The sequence below is a fragment of the Bradyrhizobium arachidis genome (genome assembly GCF_015291705.1).
GTDB classification, from domain to species: domain Bacteria; phylum Pseudomonadota; class Alphaproteobacteria; order Rhizobiales; family Xanthobacteraceae; genus Bradyrhizobium; species Bradyrhizobium arachidis.
The window spans coordinates 4,336,564-4,357,113 of sequence record NZ_CP030050.1; the positions used below are offsets into that span (position 1 = coordinate 4,336,564).

The following is a 20,550-nucleotide window of genomic DNA, read 5'->3' on the forward strand; positions in this document are numbered from 1 at the left end:
CCGTAGTTTGATGCTTTCGCATCGCCCCGGAATGACAACAATGGGGCGCCTACCGCCACCTTCTGTGCAGCCACAGCCACTGCTCAGGATGCTCGCGCACCCAGCTCTCCACCACGCTGGTGACTGCCTGCATCGTGCCCTGGATGTCGATCTTGCCGTCGGCATCGCGCACCGGCGGGATTTCCTCGGTCAGCTCGCCGGTGAAGCGGCCGCCGGGCAGGCGGATGATGCGGACGCCGTGGATGGGGCATTCGACCTGGCGGAGCAGGCGGGCCAGCGTCGGATTGGCGCGCGTCTTGCGGCCGAAGAAGGTGACCTCGACGCCGCCGGTCAGATACTGGTCGATCAGCATCGCGACGTGCTTGCCCTCTTTCAGCGCCTGACCCAGCCGCAAAGGTGCGTCGCGGCCCGCCGGGATCAGCGTGCCCATGTTGACCTGGCGCATCTCCTGGATGATGCGGTCGGCGGAGGCGATGTTCGGGCGGCGATAGAGGATCGCGGCGTCCAGCCCGTGCGCGACGCCGGCGAGCGCCGGCAACTCCCAGTTGGCCAGATGCGCGGCGAAGATCAGCGCCGGCTTGCCGTCGTCGCGGATCTGGTCGAACAACTCGATGCTGCGCGCCGGGATTTCGATCCGGCTTTTCTCCGGATGCTCGCGGTCGTAGTCCCAGACGTGGTCCATATGGGCGAATTCGGCGCCGACGCGGCCGAGATTGTCCCACACGCCCATCAGGATCTGCTCGATCTCCTCCGGCGATTTCTCGGGAAACGCCGCGGTGAGGTTGGCGCGGCCGATGCGATGCTCGCGCAGACGCGGGCCGATCGTCTTGGTGACGCGCGCGAAAAAGTCCGAGGTCTTGACCGGGTCGAAATAGCGCGTGGTGCGCAACATGCCGACGGTGGCAGCGCCGATCAGGCTTCCGCTGATCGATTTGGCAGCATTGCGTGCGCGGATCTTCGTGCCGAGAGAAATCAGCGCCATGCGTCCGGGTCAGGCCGGTTCGCGCGTCAGGATCAGCGAGGCGTTCTGGCCGCCGAAGCCGAACGAGTTCGACATCACCGCGGTGACGCGGGCATCGCGCGCCTTGTTGCCGACAACGTCGAACAGGATCGTGGGATCCGGATTGTCATAGTTGATTGTCGGCGGGATGCGCTGATGCTCGAGCGTGAGCAGCGAGAAGATCGCCTCCACTGCACCTGCGGCCGAGATGGTGTGGCCGACCATCGATTTGTTGGAGGTGACCGGAATCTTCTGCGCGAGATCGCCGAACACGGCCGATGTCGTGTTGAACTCCATCTTGTCGTTCTCGGGCGTCGCGGTGCCGTGCGCGTTGATGTGGTCGATCTGGTCCGGCGTCATGCCGGCATCGGCCAGCGTCTTGTTCATGCAGCCGATGATCGGCTTGCCATCGGGCGAGGAGCGGGTGCGATGGAAGGAATCGGTGAGCTCGCCGCAGCCGGCGATCACGCCGAGGATCTTTGCGCCGCGCGCAGTTGCCGCTTCATAGCTTTCCAGCACGAGCGCGCCGGCGCCTTCGGCCATGACAAAGCCGTCGCGGTTCTTGGAGAAGGGGCGGGAGGCCGCCTGCGGCGGATCGTTCTGGGTCGACAGGGCCGAGAGCAGCGAGAAGCGCACCAGCGCCTCCGGATTCACGGTGCCGTCGGTCGCGACGCACAGTGCAGCGTCGGTCTCGCCGCGGCGGATCGCCTCGACGCCGAGCTGGATCGAGGTCGCACCCGAGGCGCAAGCCGTCGACAGCGAGATCGGCGAGCCCTTGGTGCCGAAGGTCTCGGCGAGGTGGGCTGCGACCGAGCCGAACATGAAGCGGTGATGATAGGCGGTGTATTTGCCGCCGCCGGAGATGCGCAGCAAATCGTCATAGTTGATGTCGAGCGCGCCGACGGCGCGCCCGAGCTCGCGGCGCTGCGGCCATTCGACCTCGACCGGCGCAACGGCGAGGAAGAGGGGACCCGGGAAATCGGCCTTGGCGCCGATGCCGGCCTGCTCGAGCGCTTCCTCCGTCACGATCTCGGCCATCCGCTCGGACAGGGCGGTGGAGGAGAACGGATCGACGCTGACGAAATCGACGGTGCCGGCCATCGTGGTCTTCAGGCCCTCGATCGGAAAGCGCGTGATGGTGCGGATGCCGGATTCGCCGGCCACGAGCTTGGCCCAATTGTCGGCCTTGCCGTTGCCGAGCGAGGTCATGATGCCCATGCCGGTGACGACGACGACGGGACGCCCGAGTTTGTCGCGTGGTGCAGTCATGTCGATCCCCCGATAGAGCTAGAGCGTCATCCAGCCAAAGCGCGGACGCGCTTCAGCTCACCGCCTCGACCAGCGCCATGCCTTCGCCGCGCCAGTGTCCGGCTCCCACCACAACAATCTGGGTGGGCGCCCCCTGCATTTCAATCTCGGTCCCGGTCAAATCGTTCGGCGGGAACAGTGCGCCGCGCGAGATCGACAGCGCGGCGAGCGCGATGCCAAGCGGGAACTGCGTTTCCATGGTGTGACCGAACATCGTGCCGGTCGAGCGCACCGGGAAGTCGGTATGATTCTTCAGGAAGCTGCGCTCCTCGCTGGTCGCGGGCTCGGTGCCGGTCGCGCCCGAGATGATCGCGCCCTTGCCCTCGCGCTTCGGCAGCTTTTCCCAAAGCTTCTCCAAGGTCGCGGCCATGTCGCCGGGCTGCTTGCGCCGGGCGAGGTCGGCAACGACGCTCGACAGCTTTGCAAACGGCTTGGCGCCGCGCGCTTCCGCATGCGCCTTCGACTCCAGCACCAGGAAGGCGCCGGCCGAGCCGAGCGCGAATCCGGGGTGGTCCTTGCGCGCCCACACCGGAGCGAACTTGTCCTTCAAGTTGAAGTCGCCGAATTCGTAGAGGACCATCAGGTCCTTGCGCTCGCCATTATGCGAGCCGCCGACCAGCGCAATGTCGCTCTCGCCCGAGGCGATGCGCGCAAGCGCAATGCGGGCCGCATCTGCGCCCGCGACCTCTTCGCCCATGAAGGTGCGCGAGGTGCCGCCCAAGCCGTGCACGATGGCGATGTTGCCGGCGAGCAGGTTCGAGAGCTGCGCCAGGAACAGCGTCGGCCTGAGGTCGCTCATCAGCCGCTCATTGAGGAAGCCGGGCGCGTTCGCCCCCTTGGCCTCGGCCGTGAGCACGCCGCTGTCGACGTTGAGATCGCGCTCGCCGCCGCCGGCGGCGACCACCATGTCGATCTTCGCCAGGATGTCCTTGTTGCCCTTGATTCCCGCGGAGTCGAGTGCAAGGCCGGCAGCGTAGGTGCCGATGCGCTGCCAGGCTTCCATCTGGCGCTGGTCGCCCTTCTTCGGGATCTGGCTGTCGAAGGAGACGGGCATCAAGGGATGCACGACGTTTGGCGCAAAGCCCTTCTCGTCGACATTGATGCGCTTCTCTTCAAGCGCGGCCCAGTTGGCGTCGAGGCCCTCGCCGAGCGAGGTGGCAAGCCCAATGCCGGTGATCCAGACTTCCGTCTGGCCGGGCTTCGAAGCAGTGTCAGTCATGGCGATACGGCCTGTTGCGGAAAGCCGACGCGTTCGGCGACCTTCGCCATGTAGCCGCGCATATCCGCATTGGGGAAGGGGATCAGCGTGAAGGTGAGCGCTGAGTTGGCGCGCAGCTTGCCGCCGACCCGGATCTTGGCCTCGGTCATGGCATAGCCCGAGCCCTCATGGGTGAGGCTCGCCTCGATGCTCATGAGGTCGCCGGGGAACACCGAGCCGCGGACCTTGGCTTCCTTCACCGCAGCCAGGATCGGCATGCGCTCGAACTTGAACACGCCGAGCTGAAGCCAGCCCGAGGCCTGCGCCATCGATTCGATCAGCAGCACGCCGGGCATCAGGGGATAGCCCGGGAAGTGCCCCTCGAAGATGGTGCTCTCCTTGGGGACCTGGGCCTCGACGACGATCTTCTTCTCGTCGACCTTGAGGTCGACGATCCGATCGATCATGTGGAAGTATTCGAGTTGCATGACCGCGCGCTTAGGCGCTCGCGCCCTTGGCCGCAACCAGTTCGTCGATGCGGGCGCACAGATTCTTCAGCACGAAATACTGCTCGGTGGTCGCCTTGCCGTCGTTGACCTCCTGGGTCCACTTTTCCAGCGGCAGCTTGATGCCGAACTGCTTGTCGATCGCAAACGCGATGTCGAGGAAATCGAGGCTGTCGATGCCGAGATCGTCGATGGCATGGCTATCCGGCGTGATCGTGTCGCGCGGGATGTCGCAGGTTTCAGCGATGATCGTGGCGACCTGATCGAATGTGGAAGACATCACTAAGCCTTTGATATATTGCGGATATTTGTCAGATTTCCAGAGTGGCACGGTGGGCGGGCATCGCGCCCCAGATGACGCCCTCAAACCCCCCTCTGGCCGGGTCGAAAGCCCGTATATCGGAGCGCCGCCCTGAGTTCAATGGAGCCGGACAGGCCGCTCCGACAGGGCTGGGGATGCTTCCCGGAGCCTTTCGGCCGGGGCCGGCCGCGGCATGGGCCTAAATGTGCGGTGTCGTGATCTTGACGCAGTCGCGGCGGCCCATCAGCACGCAATCCTGGGTCCGCCTGAGGTCGGCGATGCTCACCGCGAGCCAGATCCCGATCGCGGTCAGCGCGACGGTGAAGGCGAGGGCGGCGATGTTGGCGAGCATGCGGTGGCGGAAATCGTCCGGCTCGGTGCGGGGCTGCTCGTAGCGCGACAGGTCGAGCGGTTCTGGCGCAACGCGGAGCGGCTGCACGGTACCGTTGCCCCGGTGGACCGTCGGGGAGGGCGAATTGCGCGGCCTGAACTGGAGCACCCTGTGCTCGTCATCAGAGCTTATGGGCCGCTGGGTCTTCATGTGTGAGGATCAACTCCGAAGCAGCGATTTTTAGATAGCACACGTGGTCAAAGCGTTGCAGAAAATCTTCTCAACGCGCACGTGCATTGTGGGTTCGCACTGTTCGCCTCGGGGCGCTGCTGGCGAGCGCGGAGCCGGTTGTCATCTCTGAGTCAGGAAGACGCGCGTTGCGCTGCAGCAACGGCCACGGCGCTGTCGCCGTATACATCGGCTTGTGATCCCGCTGCCGGAACCGAATGCATTTTGCCGCTGTCGGGCCCGTGTCATAATCCGGGAACCGGGACCACCGGTTGCGAAACAATGCGAAGGATCTTCGATCATGACCACCACCAACGCGCGCGAGCCGAGAGTGCATCCGGTGCCGATCCTGTCGCTGCGGCCGACGCAGATGACGGTCGGCATGCGAGAGGTCAAGGAGAAGCGCAAGCGCTGGCGCGAGCATGGCAGCAAGAAGCAGTCCGAGCTGCTCGGCACTCACATGATCCCCGTCGTCTACGGGCCTGATCTGCGCTACTACGTGATCGACCATCATCATCTCGGCCGCGCGCTGCATGACGAGGGTGTGAAGGAGGTGCTTGTCACCGTCGTCGGTGATCTCCGGATGGTCGAGCGCGAGGCGTTCTGGGGCGTGATGGACAACAAGCGCTGGGTCTATCCCTACGACGCCAAAGGCGAGCGGCGCCCGTTCCGCGATCTGCCGAAATCGGTCGCCGATCTCAAGGACGATCCGTTCCGCAGCCTTGCCGGCGAGCTCCGCCGCATGGGCGGCTTCGCCAAGGACACGACGCCGTTCTCGGAATTCCTGTGGGCCGACTTTCTGCGCCGGAAGCTGACGCGCAAGGCGGTGGACGCCAATTTCGACAAGGCACTGGAAAAGGCATTGTCATCGGCCAAGAGCAAGGACGCGATCTATCTGCCCGGCTGGTGCGGGCCGGCGGATGATGATTAGGCGCCAGCGCCCGCATCAGTCGCGCTGAAAAATCTTGGCGCCGGGATAGGCGCGTCGGGCGTAAGTGACGACTAGCGCGCGGTCCTGGGTGTCCAGGAAGGGCGTTCGGATCTGGCTCGATCCGACGATGAGGTGCCACAGGCCGTTGAGCTTCCGGATGACGACTTTCATCTGCGTAATTCCTCGATAACTCCGCATTCCAGCAAAAGCTGGCTGTTGCGGTCGCCCTGTCCTTCACGATCGCGATCGTGGGTGCGAAATTCCCGACCCGGTCCGCGCTCGCCGCAAGACAGCGGCAACACTTATTAGTTGGTTAGCGCACGCGGCCCGATAAGACGGCTCTGATCACAGCCGCTTGAGCGAAATCATTTTCCGCGCCCATGAAACCGTCCTGAAACAGAGCGGTCCCATCTCTGTGGGGTAGTCGAGCTCACACAGGAGGCGGACATGCGCCGTCTGGTTTTGGTAGTTGCCTTGCTCGCGGTTGCTTCAGCAGGAATCTCGGCATCGTTCGCCGCGGTCAACCACGCCAAGTCGTTGACGTTTGCCGAGCGCTTCGCGCCGGCGCTGGATCTGATGGCGAAGCAATAGCGGCATACGCTTCGGGGCAGGCTTGATCTGCCGCAAATCCGCGTCGTGGCGGCCAGCTAGAGTCCGCCCCGCATGATCGACTACGGCGTGCTGCGCCCCGATGTCCAGGGCGCGGGGCTCCAGGTCATGCCGATCTGGAGGCACGGCCATGAGCTTGATCTTTCGCATCCTCTTTGTCGCGGCCGGCGCCATCACCGCGCTGTTCGTGGCGCGCGATGCGCTCAACTTCACCATCATCCAGACTTTCGTCGCCATCCTGCTCGTGACCGCCATCCTGGGCGCCGGAACGCTCTGGAGCCTGCGGCGGAAGACGTGAGCGGCACGGCGCCAAGAAAAATGCCGATGAGCGCCGGTCGGCGCCCATCGGCTGGGCTCGAAGGTTATGCGACCTGCTTTAGCGTAGGATCTCACGCAGCACCTCGCCGTCGACCTGGTGCGGCCTGACGCCGAGGATCTGCATGATGGTCGGCGCCACGTCGAGATTGCGCATGCGCCGGATCGTGGTCTTCCGGATGTCGGGACCTGCGGCGATGAAGGTCGCGCTCATCACCGGCAGCTCGGGATCATGGCCGTGCGCGCCGTAGAAGTTCGGCATCGACACCGTGGTCGTTGCCGCATTGAACGCGGGGTCGCCGAGGCGGGCGACGCCGGGGCTCTGGATGCCGTCGAAATTGTAGCCCGGCGCCATCAGCGCGAACACATCGCCGAAATCCTGGCCGATGGTCTTGCTGGTGCACAGCCCGGTCCCGGCGTTGCATTGCAGCGGCCGGGTCTCAACCACGTTGAACAGACGTCCGCTGTCGAGCGAGTAGTTGAACTTCGGATTGGGATCGACCGCGTTCTTCACCGCATCGGTGATCTGCGCAACCAGCGCCTTGTAGGTCGCAAGATCGACGGTGCCGCCCTGTTCGCGGTTCTGGAGGTTGACGTAGATGTTGACCGCCGGACCCGAGGTGCGGATCGCCAGCTTGGTGGTGTCGATGCCGGCGTTCTTCAGGATGTTGGTCATGCTGACCGAGGTGTGGAACGGGGCGAAGCCGTGGTCGGAGACCACGATGACGTTGCTGTCGGGGCCCGCTGCATCGGCGATCTTCTTCACCGCCTTGTCGGCAACCTGATAGGCGAAGCGGATATAGGAGGCGTAGCGCTTGACCTTGGCCGGATCCTGGCCTGCGCCGATCGAGTTCGGGTCCTTCGGGTTGGTACCCTGGCGCGGATCGGTGAGCAGGAACTGATGCTCGGAGCCGTCGGGCTGCTCGATATAGACCATGACGAGGTCGGCGTCGGGATGATTCTGGATCGCGCGCTCGCCGATCTCGGCCTGGTAGCGCACGAAGGTCTTGACCATGTCCTCGAACATCGCCTCGATCTCGACGTCGGGGAAGTTGGTGAAGCCGGGGCTAAGCCGCTCCGGAATGCGGAAATCGGCCTGCGGGCGCCAGAAGCCGATGTTGTTGTTGATGTCGTCGACATCCGCCAGCACCGGCGTGTTGCGCGGGATGAAGTTGGCGCCATAGCGGGCGAAGCGCACCACGGAGAGATCGGCCGACAGCTGCGAGACGTAATAGGCGGCACCGACCTTGGCGCCGCTGCCCTCGAAGAAGAACGGCGCGTTCTCGTCGCCGAACTTGGCATAGGCAGGCCCCGTCGAGGGGGCGTGGAACGGTCCTCGCTTGATGCCCTGCGTGCTGTCGAAGAACACCAGGGTGTCGTAGTTCACCTTGTTGTCGTTGGTGGTGTCGATCGCCGCGACGCGGATCGAATATTTGACGTCGAACGTCGCCGCGTTGCTGGAGCAGGTCGAGGTCTGCGCCGAGGAGCACGAGAACGACTCGATCGGGTTGGTCGTCACCAGCACCGGGCTGAAGGAGAAATGGCCGGCCGCCTGGAGGCCTGCGACGACGCCCGCATCGGGTGCGAAGTCGGATTGGGTCAACGAGAAGCCCTGGGCGGAGAGGCCGCCGAACGCGCCGAACGGCACGGTGTAGTTGACGACGCGGGTCGGCTGCGCCGCTTGCACCACGGTGCCGTTGATGGAGATGTCGGCGCCGTCGCCGCCGGGCCAGGTCGCGGTGGCGACTTTCTTACCCTGCTGGCGGAGCTGCACCCACAGCGGTTCGGCCGTCGGGTGCGGCGAAGGCCCGAGCGGGCTCTCCTGATAGCCGCCGATCGGGGCTGCGAAGCCGCTGATGCTCGAGGTGATCGGCGCGACGGCGGCCTGGAACGTGTTCGAGGGGATGTCGTTGTGAACCGCGTTCGAGCCGGTGGCAATCTCGATATGCGACACCGCCGTGAGCGACGGCGAGGCCGTCACGTTCTGCAGCGCGACCGCGCCATGGCGGCTCAGCCGCGCCAGGCCGCCGTCCCGCGGCAACACGCCTTCCTCGATGAATTGCTGGATGAAATTCGGCTTGGCGCCGTCGAGCGAGATCAGCACGACCTGCTTCGACTTGTGGCCGTGATGGCCGCCACCGTGATCGCGATTGCGGAAGTTGTCGAAGTCGCGGTCGTCGTCACCCGCACGCACAGGCGTCGCAACACCGGCCAGCGATGTGGCGAGCGACATCGCGGCAATCATGGAAAGGAGAATCTTCTTGTTCATGTGATCGCCCCCAGGCTGGCTGCGCAATCTGCGCGGATGTTGTCTGCAACGGGGAGCGATTATCGAGTGTGGCCGACGACGCGCATGTGACACGTGTACGTCGAAGCGATTACGCCAACAGGATGTCGGCGCGCGATGGTTTGCGCATGATGCGGAAGATGAGGCAATCGCATTTCGAAAAGACGACGCGCGAACAACGGTCTAAAGCGCGATGATGGCGATTTCGAACATAATCGTGCTTGGACGCAAGCGATGAAATGGAACCCGGCACTCTCGCGAGCCGCATCTGCGTGCGCATCAGACTTATCGCGTCGCTTCCGTCCTATGTTTGAGTGTCATTGCCGCCGAGCAGGCGGTGCAGCCAGCGCTCGACGGGCCGGCCGACCGTGAGCAGCACGATCGCGATCACCAGCGCGACCAGGACGATCTTCCATTCGCCGGCGCCGCAGGCGATGCCGAGGCAGGCGGCGAGGAAGGCGCAGGCTGCGCTGGTCAATCCATGGACGCGGAAGCGATGGCCCTCGCGCACAATGACGCCGGCGCCGAGAAAGCCGATGCCGGTGAGGATGCCCTGGATCACGCGGCTGGCCGCGTCGGTGATCTTGCCGGGCTCGGCGAACTGCACGGCGAGCAGCACGACGGTTGCGGTGGAGAGCCCGACGATGCCGAGCGTTTTCAGCCCGATCGGCTTGTCGTGCAGGTCCCGGTCAAGCCCGATTGCGGCGCCGGCGAGCGTCGCAACGCCAAGGCGCAGCAGGATCTCGGGCCAGTCCAGCTCGGTCATGTCTTGTCGGTCACGTCTTCGGCAGCCGTCCCATCAGGTAGAACTCCTCGTTCGGGCGCATGCCGGTGAAGTTGGCAAGGCGGTTCGAGAGCGCGAAGAAGGCGGAGATCGCGGCGATGTCCCAGATGTCGTCGTCGCTGAAGCCGTGGGGTTGAAGCGCCGCGAAATCGTCCTCGGAGACGCGCTGCGCGTCGGCGGACACCTTCATCGCGAAATCCAGCATCGCCTTCTGGCGGGGCGTGATGTCGGCCTTGCGGTAGTTCACCGCGACCTGGTCGGCAATCAAAGGGTTCTTGGCGCGGATGCGCAGGATCGCGCCATGCGCGATCACGCAATACTGGCACTGGTTGGCCGCGGAGGTCGCGACCACGATCATCTCGCGCTCGGCCTTGGTCAGCCCGCTGTCCTTCTCCATCAGCGCGTCGTGATAGGCGAAGAAGGCGCGGAACTCGTCCGGTCGGTAGGCCAGCGTCAGGAACACGTTCGGCACGAAGCCGCTCTTCTCCTGCACCGCGAGCAGGCGCGTGCGGATGTCCTCGGGCAGCGTGTCGAGGGCGGGAGCGGGGAAGCGTTGTGGTTTTGTCATTGGCATGTTTTCCGGCTGGGGACCGGGAAACATAGTCGATGCGGGGGCGGTGCTCAACGTCGCCGGCACCGCTGCCGTAGGGTGGGCAAAGCGAAGCGTGCCCACCACTCTTGTCCGCGTGCGCTGACACGAGGTGGGCACGGCGCTGGCGCGCCTTTGCCCACCCTACGGGTGCGGTGATTTGTGGCTTACCGCAGCGGCTTCTTCAGCAGCGAGAAGCGATCGGGGTCGAGGCCCATCGACGGTTGCAGCATCGGGGCTTCGAGGCTGGACATCGTCTTGGCGGGCGGGGCCGCGAACACCGGATCGTTCGGCACGTCGCGCTGCGAGGTGGCGCCGCGCCAGCGCTCGAGCACGGCGCTGACGAAATGCATGTCGTGACCGGAGGTCATGGAGGGCACGCTCGAGATGGTCGCTTCGCCGCGCGGCAATTGGTGCGGCGGCACCTCCTTGAAACGCAGGCGGGTCGGCAGCGCGACACCTTCGCCGAACGCCAGCACCTCGCGGGTGCCGAGCGAGGGCACGAAGGACAGCAGGTTCGCGGCCGCGTCCGACACCGCGGCACGTAGCAGCGCCTGGTCGCGGTCGTTGGCAAGACGCATCGTGAACAGCGTGTTGCACTGGGAGATGATGGTGGCGTCGAGCTCTGCGGGGCGCTGCGTGATGAGGCCGAGATAGACGCCGTATTTACGGCCTTCCTTGGCGATGCGCGACACGGCCTTGCGGGTCGGGCCGAAGCCGACGTTGCGGTCGGCGGAGGCGTAGCGGTGCGCCTCTTCGCAGACGAACAGTAGCGGCGAGACGCCGTCGCTCCACAGGCCGAAGTCGAAGGCCATGCGGCAGAGCACGGACACGACGGAATCGATGACCTCGGCCGGGAAGCCGGCGAGCTGCATCACCGTCATCGGCTTGCCGTTGGCCGGCAGGCGGAACAGATGGCTGATCACTTCGGCCATGGTGTCGCCGCCGACATTGGCGTTGTCGAACATGAAGGCGTAGCGCGGATCGTTGCGCACGGCTTCGATGCGCGAGATCAGCTTGTGATAGATGATGCGCGAGGAGCGGTTCTCGAGCTTGCCCATGCGCTCGTCGATCAGCGACAGCAGGTCGACGAGACGATACGGCACCGGCGTATCGACGGTGTAGCCGATCTGCTTGGGATCGATGCGCTTGAGGCCGATGCGATCGGCGTTCTGGTACTGGGTGTAGACGCCTTTGGCGAGCGGGATCACCTCGGCGAGGATGTCGAGCTCTTCGGGCACGCCGGCGCGACCGCCGAACAGCACGTCGACGATTTCCTCGAAATTGAACAGCCAGAACGGCAGCTTCAGGTTCCGCGGGTTCAGCACCAGCGCGCGGTCGCCGAAGCAGCGGCCATATTCGTTGTGGACGTCGAGCAGGAAGATGCGCAGGTTCGGCCGCGCCTTCAGGATTTCGTTGAGCAGCAGCGACACGCCGGTCGATTTACCGACGCCGGTCGATCCCAGCACCGCAAAATGCTTGGACAGCATTTCCTCGACGTCGACATAGGCAACGACGGAGCGGTCCTGCTGGAGGAAGCCGACATTGATCTGGTCCGAGCCGGTCGGCGCGTAGATCGTGCGCAGCTCCTGGCTGGTGATCAGGTCGACCGCATCGCCGATGGTCGGATAATTGGTGACGCCGCGCTGGAATTTCGCCTTGTCGGCGGCGTTGAGGATCTCGCCGAGCAGGTCGACCGAGGCGATGGCGATGTAATTGTCGGCGCTCGACAAATTCTCGCAGGACACCTCGGTGATCATGGCGACGATGACCGAGCTGGCGCAACGAATGCTGACGAAGCGGCCGACGGTCGCCCGAACTTCCGAGATCGACAATTGGTTTGCCGCCAAAAGCCCGACCCGGGCGAGCGATCCGCGAACCGAAATCACGCGTCCAAAGGATGTCACGATGGATGAACCCGAGAAGACAGAATGTTTCTCCGACTATGCGGGGCCGTCGCTGGACAAACGGTTAAACGGCAGGCGCGCCCGCTTCGTTAAATCCGCGACAATTCCGCCGCTCGCTTTGTTCCCAATGCATACTTTGGAGCAGAAACGGCCGAAAACTGCTGCTTTTCTGGGCCGGCGCGGCCGAAGGCGCTTAAGGAAGATTTTACCATTCGACGAGTCCGTCCGTGGTTTGACGGATGGTTGTCATCGGGGACAGGCGGCCGTCGATCGGGCCTTCGCGGTTTGATTTGTTGACGGGACCTAATCATTTGTACATTAGTACAAATGAACCCCGCGGCCTCGGTGCCGCCCGGGCGTGAGCGCGTTGCAGCTCTGCGCCCGAATGCGCGATCTGGTGCAGCGGATCGCAAGCCACGCTCTGGAGGACATCATGCAGCCCGAACCGATCCTCGATCTCGCCCATCTCGGCCACATGGAGCTGTTGACGCCGAAGCCCGATGAGAGCCTTAAATTCTTCGTCGACGTCATGGGCATGACCGTCAGCGGCCAGAAGGGCGAGTCGGTCTACTTGCGCGGCTGGGACGATTACGAGCGCTATTCGCTCAAGCTCACGGCGTCGAAGACCTCAGGCATGGAGCACATGGCGCTGCGCGCGCGCAGCCAGCAGGCGCTGGAGCGCCGCGTCGCCGCGCTGAAGGGCTCCGGCTTCGACATCGGCTGGATCGACGGCGACATGGGGCAGGGGCCGACCTTCCGCTGCCGCGACCCCGACGGCCACATCGTCGAGCTCTATTACGAGACCGAATGGTATCAGGCGCCGCCGGAGCTGAAGCCCGCGCTGAAGAACCAGGCGCAGCGCTTTCCCGCACGCGGCGTCAATGTCCGCCGGCTCGATCATCTCAACTGCCTCGCCGTCGACATCAAGGCCAACCGCGAGTTCTTCGAGAACTATCTCGGCTGCCGCCTGACCGAGCAGATCGTGCTCAACGACGGGCGGGAAGCGGCGATGTGGCTGACGATGTCGAACAAGAGCTACGACTTCGCCTATTCGCTCGACCATTCCGGTACGCCCGGCCGCTTCCACCACGTCACCTACGCGCTTGACAGCCGCGAGGAGATCCTTCGCGCCGCCGACATTTTCCTGGAAAACGGCGTGCACATCGAGACCGGCCCGCACAAGCACGCGATCCAGCAGACCTTCTTTCTCTATGTCTACGAGCCCGGCGGTAACCGCGTCGAGGTCGCCAATGCCGGCGCGCGCCTCATCCTCGCACCCGACTGGAAGCCGATCGTGTGGACCGAGGAGGAGCGCAAGAAGGGCCAGGCCTGGGGCTTGAAGACGATCGAGTCCTTCCACACCCACGGCACGCCGCCGGTGGAGATGAAGAAGCACGGGTGAGCATTTGAACGTACCGGATTGATGTCGGATTTAGTCGGACCGACAGCGGCGCTCTATCCGTTCCCTCCCCCCTTGTGGGGGAGGGGCAGGGAGGGGGGTACCACACGGGGACTCTGTCCGTCGCGCACCCGCACTTGGTGCATCGTCAACAACTGGCGCCTTTTCCTGGGCCACCCCTCTCCCTAGCCCTCCCCGAGGGGCGAGGGAACACACCTCCGCTGAGGCGGCATCGGGGCTGATCCCAGTCAGGCGCTAGTGCACCGACGCCCGGACGCGTGCGATCGTCTCCCGCACGCCCGTCCACGCCGGCTTGTCGGGCGCGAACTGCTTGCGCAAGAAGCTGACGAGCTCCTCGACCTGCGCGTCGCTCATGCTGTTCCTGAACGCTGGCATGTAGCCGAGATTACTTGACACGGGATCAGCGATGCCGTGCAGGATCACCTGCAAGAGATTGTCGGGCTTCGCGCTGTGCAGGTTGCTGTTGAGCGCGAGGGAGGGGCGGCTTCCGAACAGCGGCAGGCCGCCGACCTCATGGCAGACGGCGCACGCGCCTTGGTAAAGTCGTGCGCCGGTGGACGAGGCGACGGTGACCTGCGTCGCGCTCTCGAGCTTTGCGGCGAGCGCGGGCGCGTCAGTCGCGGTGTCGTTGAACGAGTTGAGATAGACCGCCATCGCGCGGATGTCCTGATCGGGCAGCGCCTTGAGGTCCCTGACAACGGGCGCCATCGGGCCGGCGGCGACGCCGTGATGCCGCGAATGGCCGGTGCGCAGGTACGTGAACAGCTCGTCCTCGCTCCAGGGGATCGGCGCGTGCGAGAGCGAGGTCAGCGGCGGCGCCTCCCAGCCCTCGGCGAAGCCGCCGGCGAGATAGGCGCCACGCTGCTCGGCGCCGAGCGCGTTGCGCGGCGAATGGCAGCCGCTGCAATGGCCGAGGCTCTCGACCAGATAGGCGCCGCGATTCCAGACTTCCGATTTGGCGGGATCGGGCTTGAACTCGTTTGCTTGATGGAACAGCGCGTTCCATCCGGCGAGCAGTGGGCGGAGGTTGAACGGGAAGGCGAGCGTGTTGGCGGGCGCCGTTGCGCGCACCGCAGGCTGCGTCATCAGGTAGGCGTACAGCGCCTGCATGTCGGCTTCGCTGGTCCTCGCAAAATGCGTGTAGGGGAAGACGGGGTAGAGCTGCCGTCCGTCGCGATGCAGGCCGTCGCGCATCGCGCGCTCGAAGGCGGAATAGGACCAGGCGCCGATGCCGGTCTCGACGTCGGGGGTGATGTTGGTTGAATAGATCGTGCCGAACGGCGTTTCCAGCGCACGGCCGCCGGCGTTAAGTACACCGCCAAGGTTGGTGTGGCACTCCGCGCAATTGCCGAGCGCGGCAAGCTGCTGGCCGCGCGCGATGGTCGCTGCGGAATAGACCGATGCATCGGGCCGTGCGATCGGCGCGATGGCGCGGCCTGGCAGGAGTGCGGCGCCGATACCGATCGCCGCGGTGCAGACGGCCGCAATCGTCGCAAAGATGCCGGCACCCTTCGCGAACGGATTTTCCCAGATGCGCGACGGTTTTGGCGCAGCCGGCGCGGGCAGGGCCTGCGGCACGGGCGATGTCTCGCCATGCAGACCCCTAAGGATGCGCTCCGGCGTGAATGGCGGCTCGCGAAAGCGCACGCCGGTGGCATCGAAGATCGCGTTCGCAATCGCGGCTGCGCTCGGCACCGATGCGGACTCACCGACGCCGAGCGGCGGCTGGTCCGGCCGCGGCAGCATCAACACGTCGATCTTGGGCACATCGGGGAAGGGGATGATCGGATAAGCGCCCCATTCGCGCGCCGCCACCGCGCCGCGCTCGAATGAGACCTCCTCCATCAGCGCGCGGCTGGTGGACTGGATGACGTTGCCGTGGATCTGGTGGCGCACGCCGTCCGGATTGATCATCAGCCCGGAATCCTGCCCCGCGACGACGCGCGTGACGCTGACATCGCCGGTGGTCTTGTTCACCGCGACGTCGGCGATCCAGGCCGACCATGCCGCGCCATAGCCCGGAAACTTGCTGTGGACGTAGAGCGCATAGGCAAAGCCGCGCCCGTGCACGATCTCGCCGTCCTTCTCCTCGCGCACCGGGCGCGGCGTCCAGCCCGCGCGCTCGGCGACCGCATTGACGAGATCGACCGCGCGCGGGTCCTTTAGATAGCGCAGGCGGTATTCGATGGGATCGACGCCGGCCTCGGTCGCGGCCTCGTCGATATAGGATTCATGCGCAAAGGTGTTCGGCAGCGCCGAGACGCCGCGAAACCAGGAGGCGCGCACGATCGGCGGCATGTCGTGGGCGACCACGCGCATATTTTCGTAGTCGTAAGGCGGGATCGCCGTGCGGTCGCCCATCTGCAGCACGACGGGCTCGGATGGAATGCGTCCCGTCAGCAGCAGTGCGAGCGTCGGCGCGGCATTCGAGGGATAGCGCGTCGCGAGATCGTAACCGGCGATGCCGCCGTCGGCATCGAGGCCGCCATTGACGTCGATCAGTTGCGCGGTGCCCTTGGGCTCCCAGGCGTGCTCCTGCTCGCGCGTGAGCTGCACGCGGACGGGACGGCCGACGGCGCGCGAGAGCAGCAAGGCGTCGGCGGTGACATCGTCGGCGCAATTGCGGCCGTAGCAGCCGGCGGCCTCCAAGCGGATGACCTCGATCTCGCTTTCGGGACGTTCGATCAGCAGCGCGAGATCGGCGCGAAGGACGTGCGGGTTCTGCGTGCCCGACCAGACGCGGATGTTGCCGTCCTGGACATCGGCGACGGCGCAGGAGGGGCCGATCGAGGCATGCATCTGATACGGCCACACATAGGTGCGCTGCATCGGCTTGGCCGCGCCCGATATCGCCTTGTCGACGTCGCCCTTGTCGATCAGCGTGCGCGGCGTCGACGGATTGGCGCGGAGCGCGGTCTCGACATCGGAGAGGTCGGCGAGGGCAGGCGTCGGCTTCCAGCTCACCCTGAGCTGCTCGGCCGCACGGATCGCATTCTCCTCGCGCTCGGCGACGACGCCGACGAAATCGCCGATGCGCACCACCGCGACGAGGCCGGGAATATCTCGGACGGACGATTCATCGACGGCGATCAGGCTGGTGCCGACGAACGGCCCGGCATCGACGCCGGCATAGGGCGGACGCACCACGCGGCCGTGCAGCATGCCTGGCAGGCGAATATCGTGCACGAAGGTCAATTCGCCCGTTGCCTTGGCGGGCAGGTCGATACGCGGGACGGATCGGCCGACGATGGCGTAATCGCCGACAGGCTTGACCTCAACGTCGTCGGCAAGCTCGAGCCGGATTTCTTCGCCGCCGATCAACTCCCCATAGCTGACGCTGCGATTATGCCCGCGGACGAGACCGTCCTCGATCGTCAGCTCAGCCGCCGACAGCTCCAGCCGCTCGGCCGCGCGCGCGATCAGGAACTGCCGCGCCTGGGCTGCGGCCTTGCGCAAGGGCACGGCGGTGATCTGGATGGTTTCGCTGGCAATGGTCGCGCCCTGGTTCGGCACCACGGCGGTGTCGCCGAGCACGACGACGACGCGCGCTAAGGACACATCTAACTCTTCGGCGACGATCTGGCCGAGCGCGGTGCGGATGCCGGTGCCGAGATCGACATGGCCGTTATAGGCCGTGACCGAACCGTCCGCGGTGATGCGCACGAACGTCTCGGATGTGACCTCGTCCACGGTGCGGACGACGACGAGCGAACCCGATGGCCGCTCAGCTGCGTTCGAGACAGGGGAGGCCATCAATCCGCGGCCTCGGTGAGCTGGCCGGAGGCGCGCATCACCGCGCGCAGGATTTCGACATGGGTGCCGCAGCGGCAGAGATTGTAGCGCAGCGCGGCGAGCGCCTCCTGCTCGGTCGGCCGCGGATTGATCGCGAGCAGAGCCTTGGTCGTCATGATCATGCCGTTGAGGCAGTAGCCGCATTGCGCGGCCTGCTCGTCGATGAAGGCCTGCTGCACCACGTCAGGCTCGGCGCGGGTGCCGAGCCCTTCGAGCGTCACGATGTCGCGCCCGGCGCAGCCACTGAGCGGAATCACGCAGGAGCGCGCGGCGGCGCCGTCGATCAGGACAGTACAGGTGCCGCATTCACCGAGGCCGCAACCGTATTTCGGGCCGTTGAGCGCGAGATCGTTGCGCAGCACGTAGAGCAGCGGCGTTTCGCGCGCCGCCGTGACCTCGTGGATCCCTCCGTTCACCGTGAGGCGGATCGGTGTCTGCGTCATCCTCGTTTCCAAGCCCGCAAGAAAATCGACGTCGCGACGATACCGTTTGTACACAAACGTGCAAGCCGTGCATGCCGCACTGCAGCGCGGTTGCCTTGTTTGTGGACAGCGCGGCTAGGCAAATGAGGTTTTATGCGGCAGCGGCATCTTTTGCGCTGCACCGGTGCTTGACAGCCCCGGGGACCGCGCGCAACATCGTTCGTATACGAATGATAACCAAGTCTCCGCTGGCTCTGACATGGTGATGGAAACGACGAGCGCTGCCACCGACAAGATCCGCTGCGATGCCTGTCCGGTGATGTGCTACATCAAGCCGGGCGCGGCGGGCGCCTGCGACCGCTATGCCAACCATGACGGCAAGCTCGTTCGCGTCGATCCGCATGTGATTTTGGAGCGCACCGTCGAGCACGGCGGCAAGCTGGTGCCGTTCAGCCGCACCGAAGACTGGGACGGGAAGATCGTCCACGAGCCTTCCACCTTCGTCACCGCAATCGGCGCCGGCACGACCTATCCCGATTACAAGCCGGCGCCGTTCATCGTCTCCGCGGAGGTCGACGGCGTCGACATGGTGACCGTGGTCACCGAGGGCATCTTCTCCTATTGCGGCATCAAGGTGAAGATCGACACCGACCGCTATCTCGGCCCCGAAACCGCGACCGTGCGCGCACAGGGCGAGGCGGTGGGCCACGTCACCACCAGCGAATACGGCTCGCAGATGCTGTCGCTCGGCGGCGTGCATCATCTCACCAGCGGCTCCAAGAAGGAGGGCCGCGTCACCTGCGACACGCTGATGGACCTCGCCAATTGCAAGGCTGTGGAGCTCACCATCGACGGCGGCGCCACGGTCGTGGTGCAAGCCGGCCAGCCGCCGATCGTCAACGGCGTCAAGGAAGAGCGCATGCGCGTCGGCTGCGGCTCGGCGACGATCGGCATGTTCGCCAAGCAATGGCATGGCAAGGTCGATGAAGTCGTCGTGGTCGATGACCACATCACCGGTGTGCTCAGTGAGCACCAGGCCGGAAAACTGCTCGACATCGCCGACACCGGCATCAAGATGAAGGGCCGCCGCTCGACACCCGGCCGCTACTTCCAGGTCGCTGATCCCGGCACCGGTTGGGGCGGCACCAACATCTCCGATCCGCTGTCGATTCTCGGGCCCTTCGACAAGAAGGAGGCGAAGGCCGGGTTGACCATGTTGATGGTCTCCACGACCGGCGAGCATTCGTCCTATTACGTGCTCGACGAGGCCTTGAGCCCGGTCGAGACCGAGATGCCGGCCGACCTGAAATTCTCGGTCGAGCGGATCCAGGAGAATTGCGAGCCGGCGCTGTGCACGGTGCTGTTCATGGCTGGTGCCGGTGGCTCGCTGCGCGCCGGCGTCACCGACAATCCGGTGCGGCTGACGCGCTCGGTGAAGGATGCACTGACGCGCGTCACCAGCGGCGGTGCGCCGGTCTATGTCTGGCCCGGCGGCGGCATCACCTACATGGTCGACGTCACGCAGATACCGGCGGGCGCGTTCGGCTATGTGCCGACGCCGGCGCTGGTCGCGCCGATCGAGTTCACGATGAAGCTGACCGACTATGCTGCGCTCGGCGGCCACATGGATTACGTCAAGCCGCTCGCCGAGGTGCAGAACGGTGAGGACGTCCGTCAGCTGCCCTGGCAGAATCCGATCCCGGGACCGCGGGCATGACACGGCTCCCGCAAATCGCATTGCTGTCTGATGGCCGGCGGCTGCATTTGCAGGATGGACCGATTGATCTGATCGTTGAGGCGAGGGGGCGCGCGGACGCCGTGCGCGCGGCTTATGAGGCTGCGGCGCGAAGGTTCACCGGACTGCTCGACGAACTCTGTGCGGAACTGCCGGAGCTGCGGACGGCTGCTGGGGCGCGGACCTCGCTGAAGGGCGTAGTGGCGCGTCGCATGCATGCCGCCGTCGCGCCCTATGCTGCCGATTGCTTCATCACGCCGATGGCCGCGGTTGCCGGCAGCGTCGCGGAGGAAGTTCTGGGCGCGATGCTCGGCGTCGCGACGCTCGATCAGGCTTATGTCAACAACGGCGGCGACATCGCGCTTCACTTGAGCGGGGGCGAACATTTTTCTGTTGGCCTGATGGACCGGCCCGATCGCGACGGTGTGATGCGAGCCATGCGGGTCGATGCCGATGATCCCGTGCGCGGCATTGCGACCAGCGGCCGCCACGGCCGCAGCTTCTCGCTCGGCATTGCCGATGCGGTGACGGTGCTGGCGGCGACGGCGTCGCGGGCCGATGCGGCGGCGACGATCGTTGCCAATGCCGTCGATCTGCCCGGGCATCCCGCCATCATCCGCACGCGTGCGAACGAGCTTCAGTCCGACAGCGATCTCGGCGCACGTCTCGTCACCCGCAATGTCGGTGAATTGTCGCAGAAGGAAATATCCGCTGCGCTGGAATCTGGCGCGGAATGTGCACGGCAATTATTCGATCGCGGATTGATTGAGGGTGCCATGCTCAGGCTTTGTGGTGATATGCTTGTCATCGGAACCAAGGATATAGAAGAGCAACGACCGCGCCCGCTTGTGCTGGAGAACGCGGTCAGTGCCTGAACAGGGAAGCGA

20 protein-coding genes are annotated in these 20,550 nt (G+C 65.2%); 7 read left to right on the forward strand and 13 right to left on the reverse strand.

Annotated features, from left to right (window positions below; genetic code table 11):
* Positions 1 to 49 precede the first annotated feature (49 nt).
* The 6 genes from WN72_RS19930 to WN72_RS19955 all read right to left on the reverse strand — a co-directional run bounded on the left by WN72_RS19930 (position 50) and on the right by WN72_RS19955 (position 4,854).
* Positions 50 to 982 (reverse strand): lipid A biosynthesis lauroyl acyltransferase, encoded by a 933-nt coding sequence (locus tag WN72_RS19930; protein WP_027557280.1) that lies wholly within the window; start codon positions 980 to 982, stop codon positions 50 to 52.
* Positions 983 to 991: 9 nt separating this feature from the next.
* A complete protein-coding gene (locus WN72_RS19935; protein ID WP_027557281.1) occupies positions 992 to 2,269 on the reverse strand; it encodes a beta-ketoacyl-ACP synthase in 1,278 nt (425 codons plus the stop codon).
* Positions 2,270 to 2,321: 52 nt separating this feature from the next.
* The gene (locus WN72_RS19940) at positions 2,322 to 3,527 is read right to left on the reverse strand and encodes a beta-ketoacyl-ACP synthase (RefSeq protein WP_027557282.1); all 1,206 of its coding nucleotides are present in this window, start codon (positions 3,525 to 3,527) and stop codon (positions 2,322 to 2,324) included.
* Positions 3,524 to 3,994, reverse strand: coding sequence for a 3-hydroxyacyl-ACP dehydratase FabZ family protein (locus tag WN72_RS19945; protein WP_092216444.1), 471 nt, complete (start codon positions 3,992 to 3,994; stop codon positions 3,524 to 3,526). Before WN72_RS19945 ends, WN72_RS19940 begins: the two co-directional genes overlap by 4 nt.
* Before the next feature lie 10 nt (positions 3,995 to 4,004).
* Positions 4,005 to 4,292: an acyl carrier protein gene (locus WN72_RS19950; protein WP_007592476.1), complete on the reverse strand. Its 288-nt coding sequence runs from the start codon at positions 4,290 to 4,292 to the stop codon at positions 4,005 to 4,007.
* 220 nt (positions 4,293 to 4,512) lie between these two features.
* Entirely contained in the window at positions 4,513 to 4,854 is a 342-nt protein-coding gene (locus WN72_RS19955; RefSeq protein WP_027557284.1) for a hypothetical protein, read from the reverse strand.
* A gap of 319 nt (positions 4,855 to 5,173) precedes the next feature.
* On the opposite strand from WN72_RS19955, the gene WN72_RS19960 reads away from it, so the two are divergent.
* A complete protein-coding gene (locus WN72_RS19960) occupies positions 5,174 to 5,803 on the forward strand; it encodes a ParB-like protein (protein ID WP_027557285.1) in 630 nt (209 codons plus the stop codon).
* Between the two features lie 15 nt (positions 5,804 to 5,818).
* Here WN72_RS19960 and WN72_RS19965 read toward each other — a convergent pair whose 3' ends face one another.
* Positions 5,819 to 5,974, reverse strand: coding sequence for a hypothetical protein (locus WN72_RS19965; RefSeq protein ID WP_167336518.1), 156 nt, complete (start codon positions 5,972 to 5,974; stop codon positions 5,819 to 5,821).
* 276 nt (positions 5,975 to 6,250) lie between these two features.
* On the opposite strand from WN72_RS19965, the gene WN72_RS19970 reads away from it, so the two are divergent.
* A complete protein-coding gene (locus tag WN72_RS19970; protein ID WP_167336517.1) occupies positions 6,251 to 6,394 on the forward strand; it encodes a hypothetical protein in 144 nt (47 codons plus the stop codon).
* Positions 6,395 to 6,542: 148 nt separating this feature from the next.
* Complete coding sequence (locus WN72_RS19975; RefSeq protein ID WP_167380847.1) at positions 6,543 to 6,710, forward strand: hypothetical protein; 168 nt, start codon at positions 6,543 to 6,545, stop codon at positions 6,708 to 6,710.
* A 78-nt stretch (positions 6,711 to 6,788) separates the two neighbouring features.
* Here the strand turns inward: WN72_RS19975 and WN72_RS19980 are convergent, their stop codons facing one another.
* The 4 genes from WN72_RS19980 to WN72_RS19995 all read right to left on the reverse strand — a co-directional run bounded on the left by WN72_RS19980 (position 6,789) and on the right by WN72_RS19995 (position 12,147).
* Positions 6,789 to 8,996, reverse strand: coding sequence for an alkaline phosphatase family protein (locus WN72_RS19980; protein WP_092216445.1), 2,208 nt, complete (start codon positions 8,994 to 8,996; stop codon positions 6,789 to 6,791).
* Positions 8,997 to 9,318: 322 nt separating this feature from the next.
* The gene (locus tag WN72_RS19985) at positions 9,319 to 9,780 is read right to left on the reverse strand and encodes an MgtC/SapB family protein (protein ID WP_027557287.1); all 462 of its coding nucleotides are present in this window, start codon (positions 9,778 to 9,780) and stop codon (positions 9,319 to 9,321) included.
* A 10-nt stretch (positions 9,781 to 9,790) separates the two neighbouring features.
* The gene (locus WN72_RS19990; RefSeq protein ID WP_027557288.1) at positions 9,791 to 10,366 is read right to left on the reverse strand and encodes a peroxidase-related enzyme; all 576 of its coding nucleotides are present in this window, start codon (positions 10,364 to 10,366) and stop codon (positions 9,791 to 9,793) included.
* A gap of 188 nt (positions 10,367 to 10,554) precedes the next feature.
* On the reverse strand, positions 10,555 to 12,147 hold the full coding sequence (locus WN72_RS19995) for an ATP-binding protein (RefSeq protein WP_231164338.1): 1,593 nt from the start codon (positions 12,145 to 12,147) through the stop codon (positions 10,555 to 10,557).
* Here WN72_RS19995 and WN72_RS20000 point away from each other — a divergent pair.
* Positions 12,146 to 12,583, forward strand: coding sequence for a hypothetical protein (locus WN72_RS20000; protein ID WP_244553769.1), 438 nt, complete (start codon positions 12,146 to 12,148; stop codon positions 12,581 to 12,583). The two genes, WN72_RS19995 and WN72_RS20000, sit on opposite strands and share 2 nt — an antisense overlap.
* Before the next feature lie 144 nt (positions 12,584 to 12,727).
* Positions 12,728 to 13,696 (forward strand): catechol 2,3-dioxygenase, encoded by a 969-nt coding sequence (locus tag WN72_RS20005; RefSeq protein ID WP_027557290.1) that lies wholly within the window; start codon positions 12,728 to 12,730, stop codon positions 13,694 to 13,696.
* 252 nt (positions 13,697 to 13,948) lie between these two features.
* On the opposite strand, the gene WN72_RS20010 is transcribed toward WN72_RS20005, so the two are convergent.
* Entirely contained in the window at positions 13,949 to 17,467 is a 3,519-nt protein-coding gene (locus WN72_RS20010; RefSeq protein ID WP_092216446.1) for a molybdopterin cofactor-binding domain-containing protein, read from the reverse strand.
* Positions 17,467 to 17,949 carry a (2Fe-2S)-binding protein gene (locus WN72_RS20015; RefSeq protein ID WP_092216447.1) on the reverse strand — a complete coding sequence of 161 codons (483 nt, stop codon included), beginning with the start codon at positions 17,947 to 17,949 and terminating at the stop codon, positions 17,467 to 17,469. The genes WN72_RS20010 and WN72_RS20015 overlap by 1 nt, the downstream gene beginning before the upstream one ends.
* A 238-nt stretch (positions 17,950 to 18,187) precedes the next feature.
* Between WN72_RS20015 and WN72_RS20020 the strand changes: the two genes are divergently transcribed.
* A complete protein-coding gene (locus tag WN72_RS20020; RefSeq protein WP_092216448.1) occupies positions 18,188 to 19,645 on the forward strand; it encodes a 6-hydroxynicotinate reductase in 1,458 nt (485 codons plus the stop codon).
* Positions 19,642 to 20,538: a UPF0280 family protein gene (locus tag WN72_RS20025; protein ID WP_092216449.1), complete on the forward strand. Its 897-nt coding sequence runs from the start codon at positions 19,642 to 19,644 to the stop codon at positions 20,536 to 20,538. Before WN72_RS20020 ends, WN72_RS20025 begins: the two co-directional genes overlap by 4 nt.
* The last annotated feature ends 12 nt before the right edge of the window (positions 20,539 to 20,550 follow it).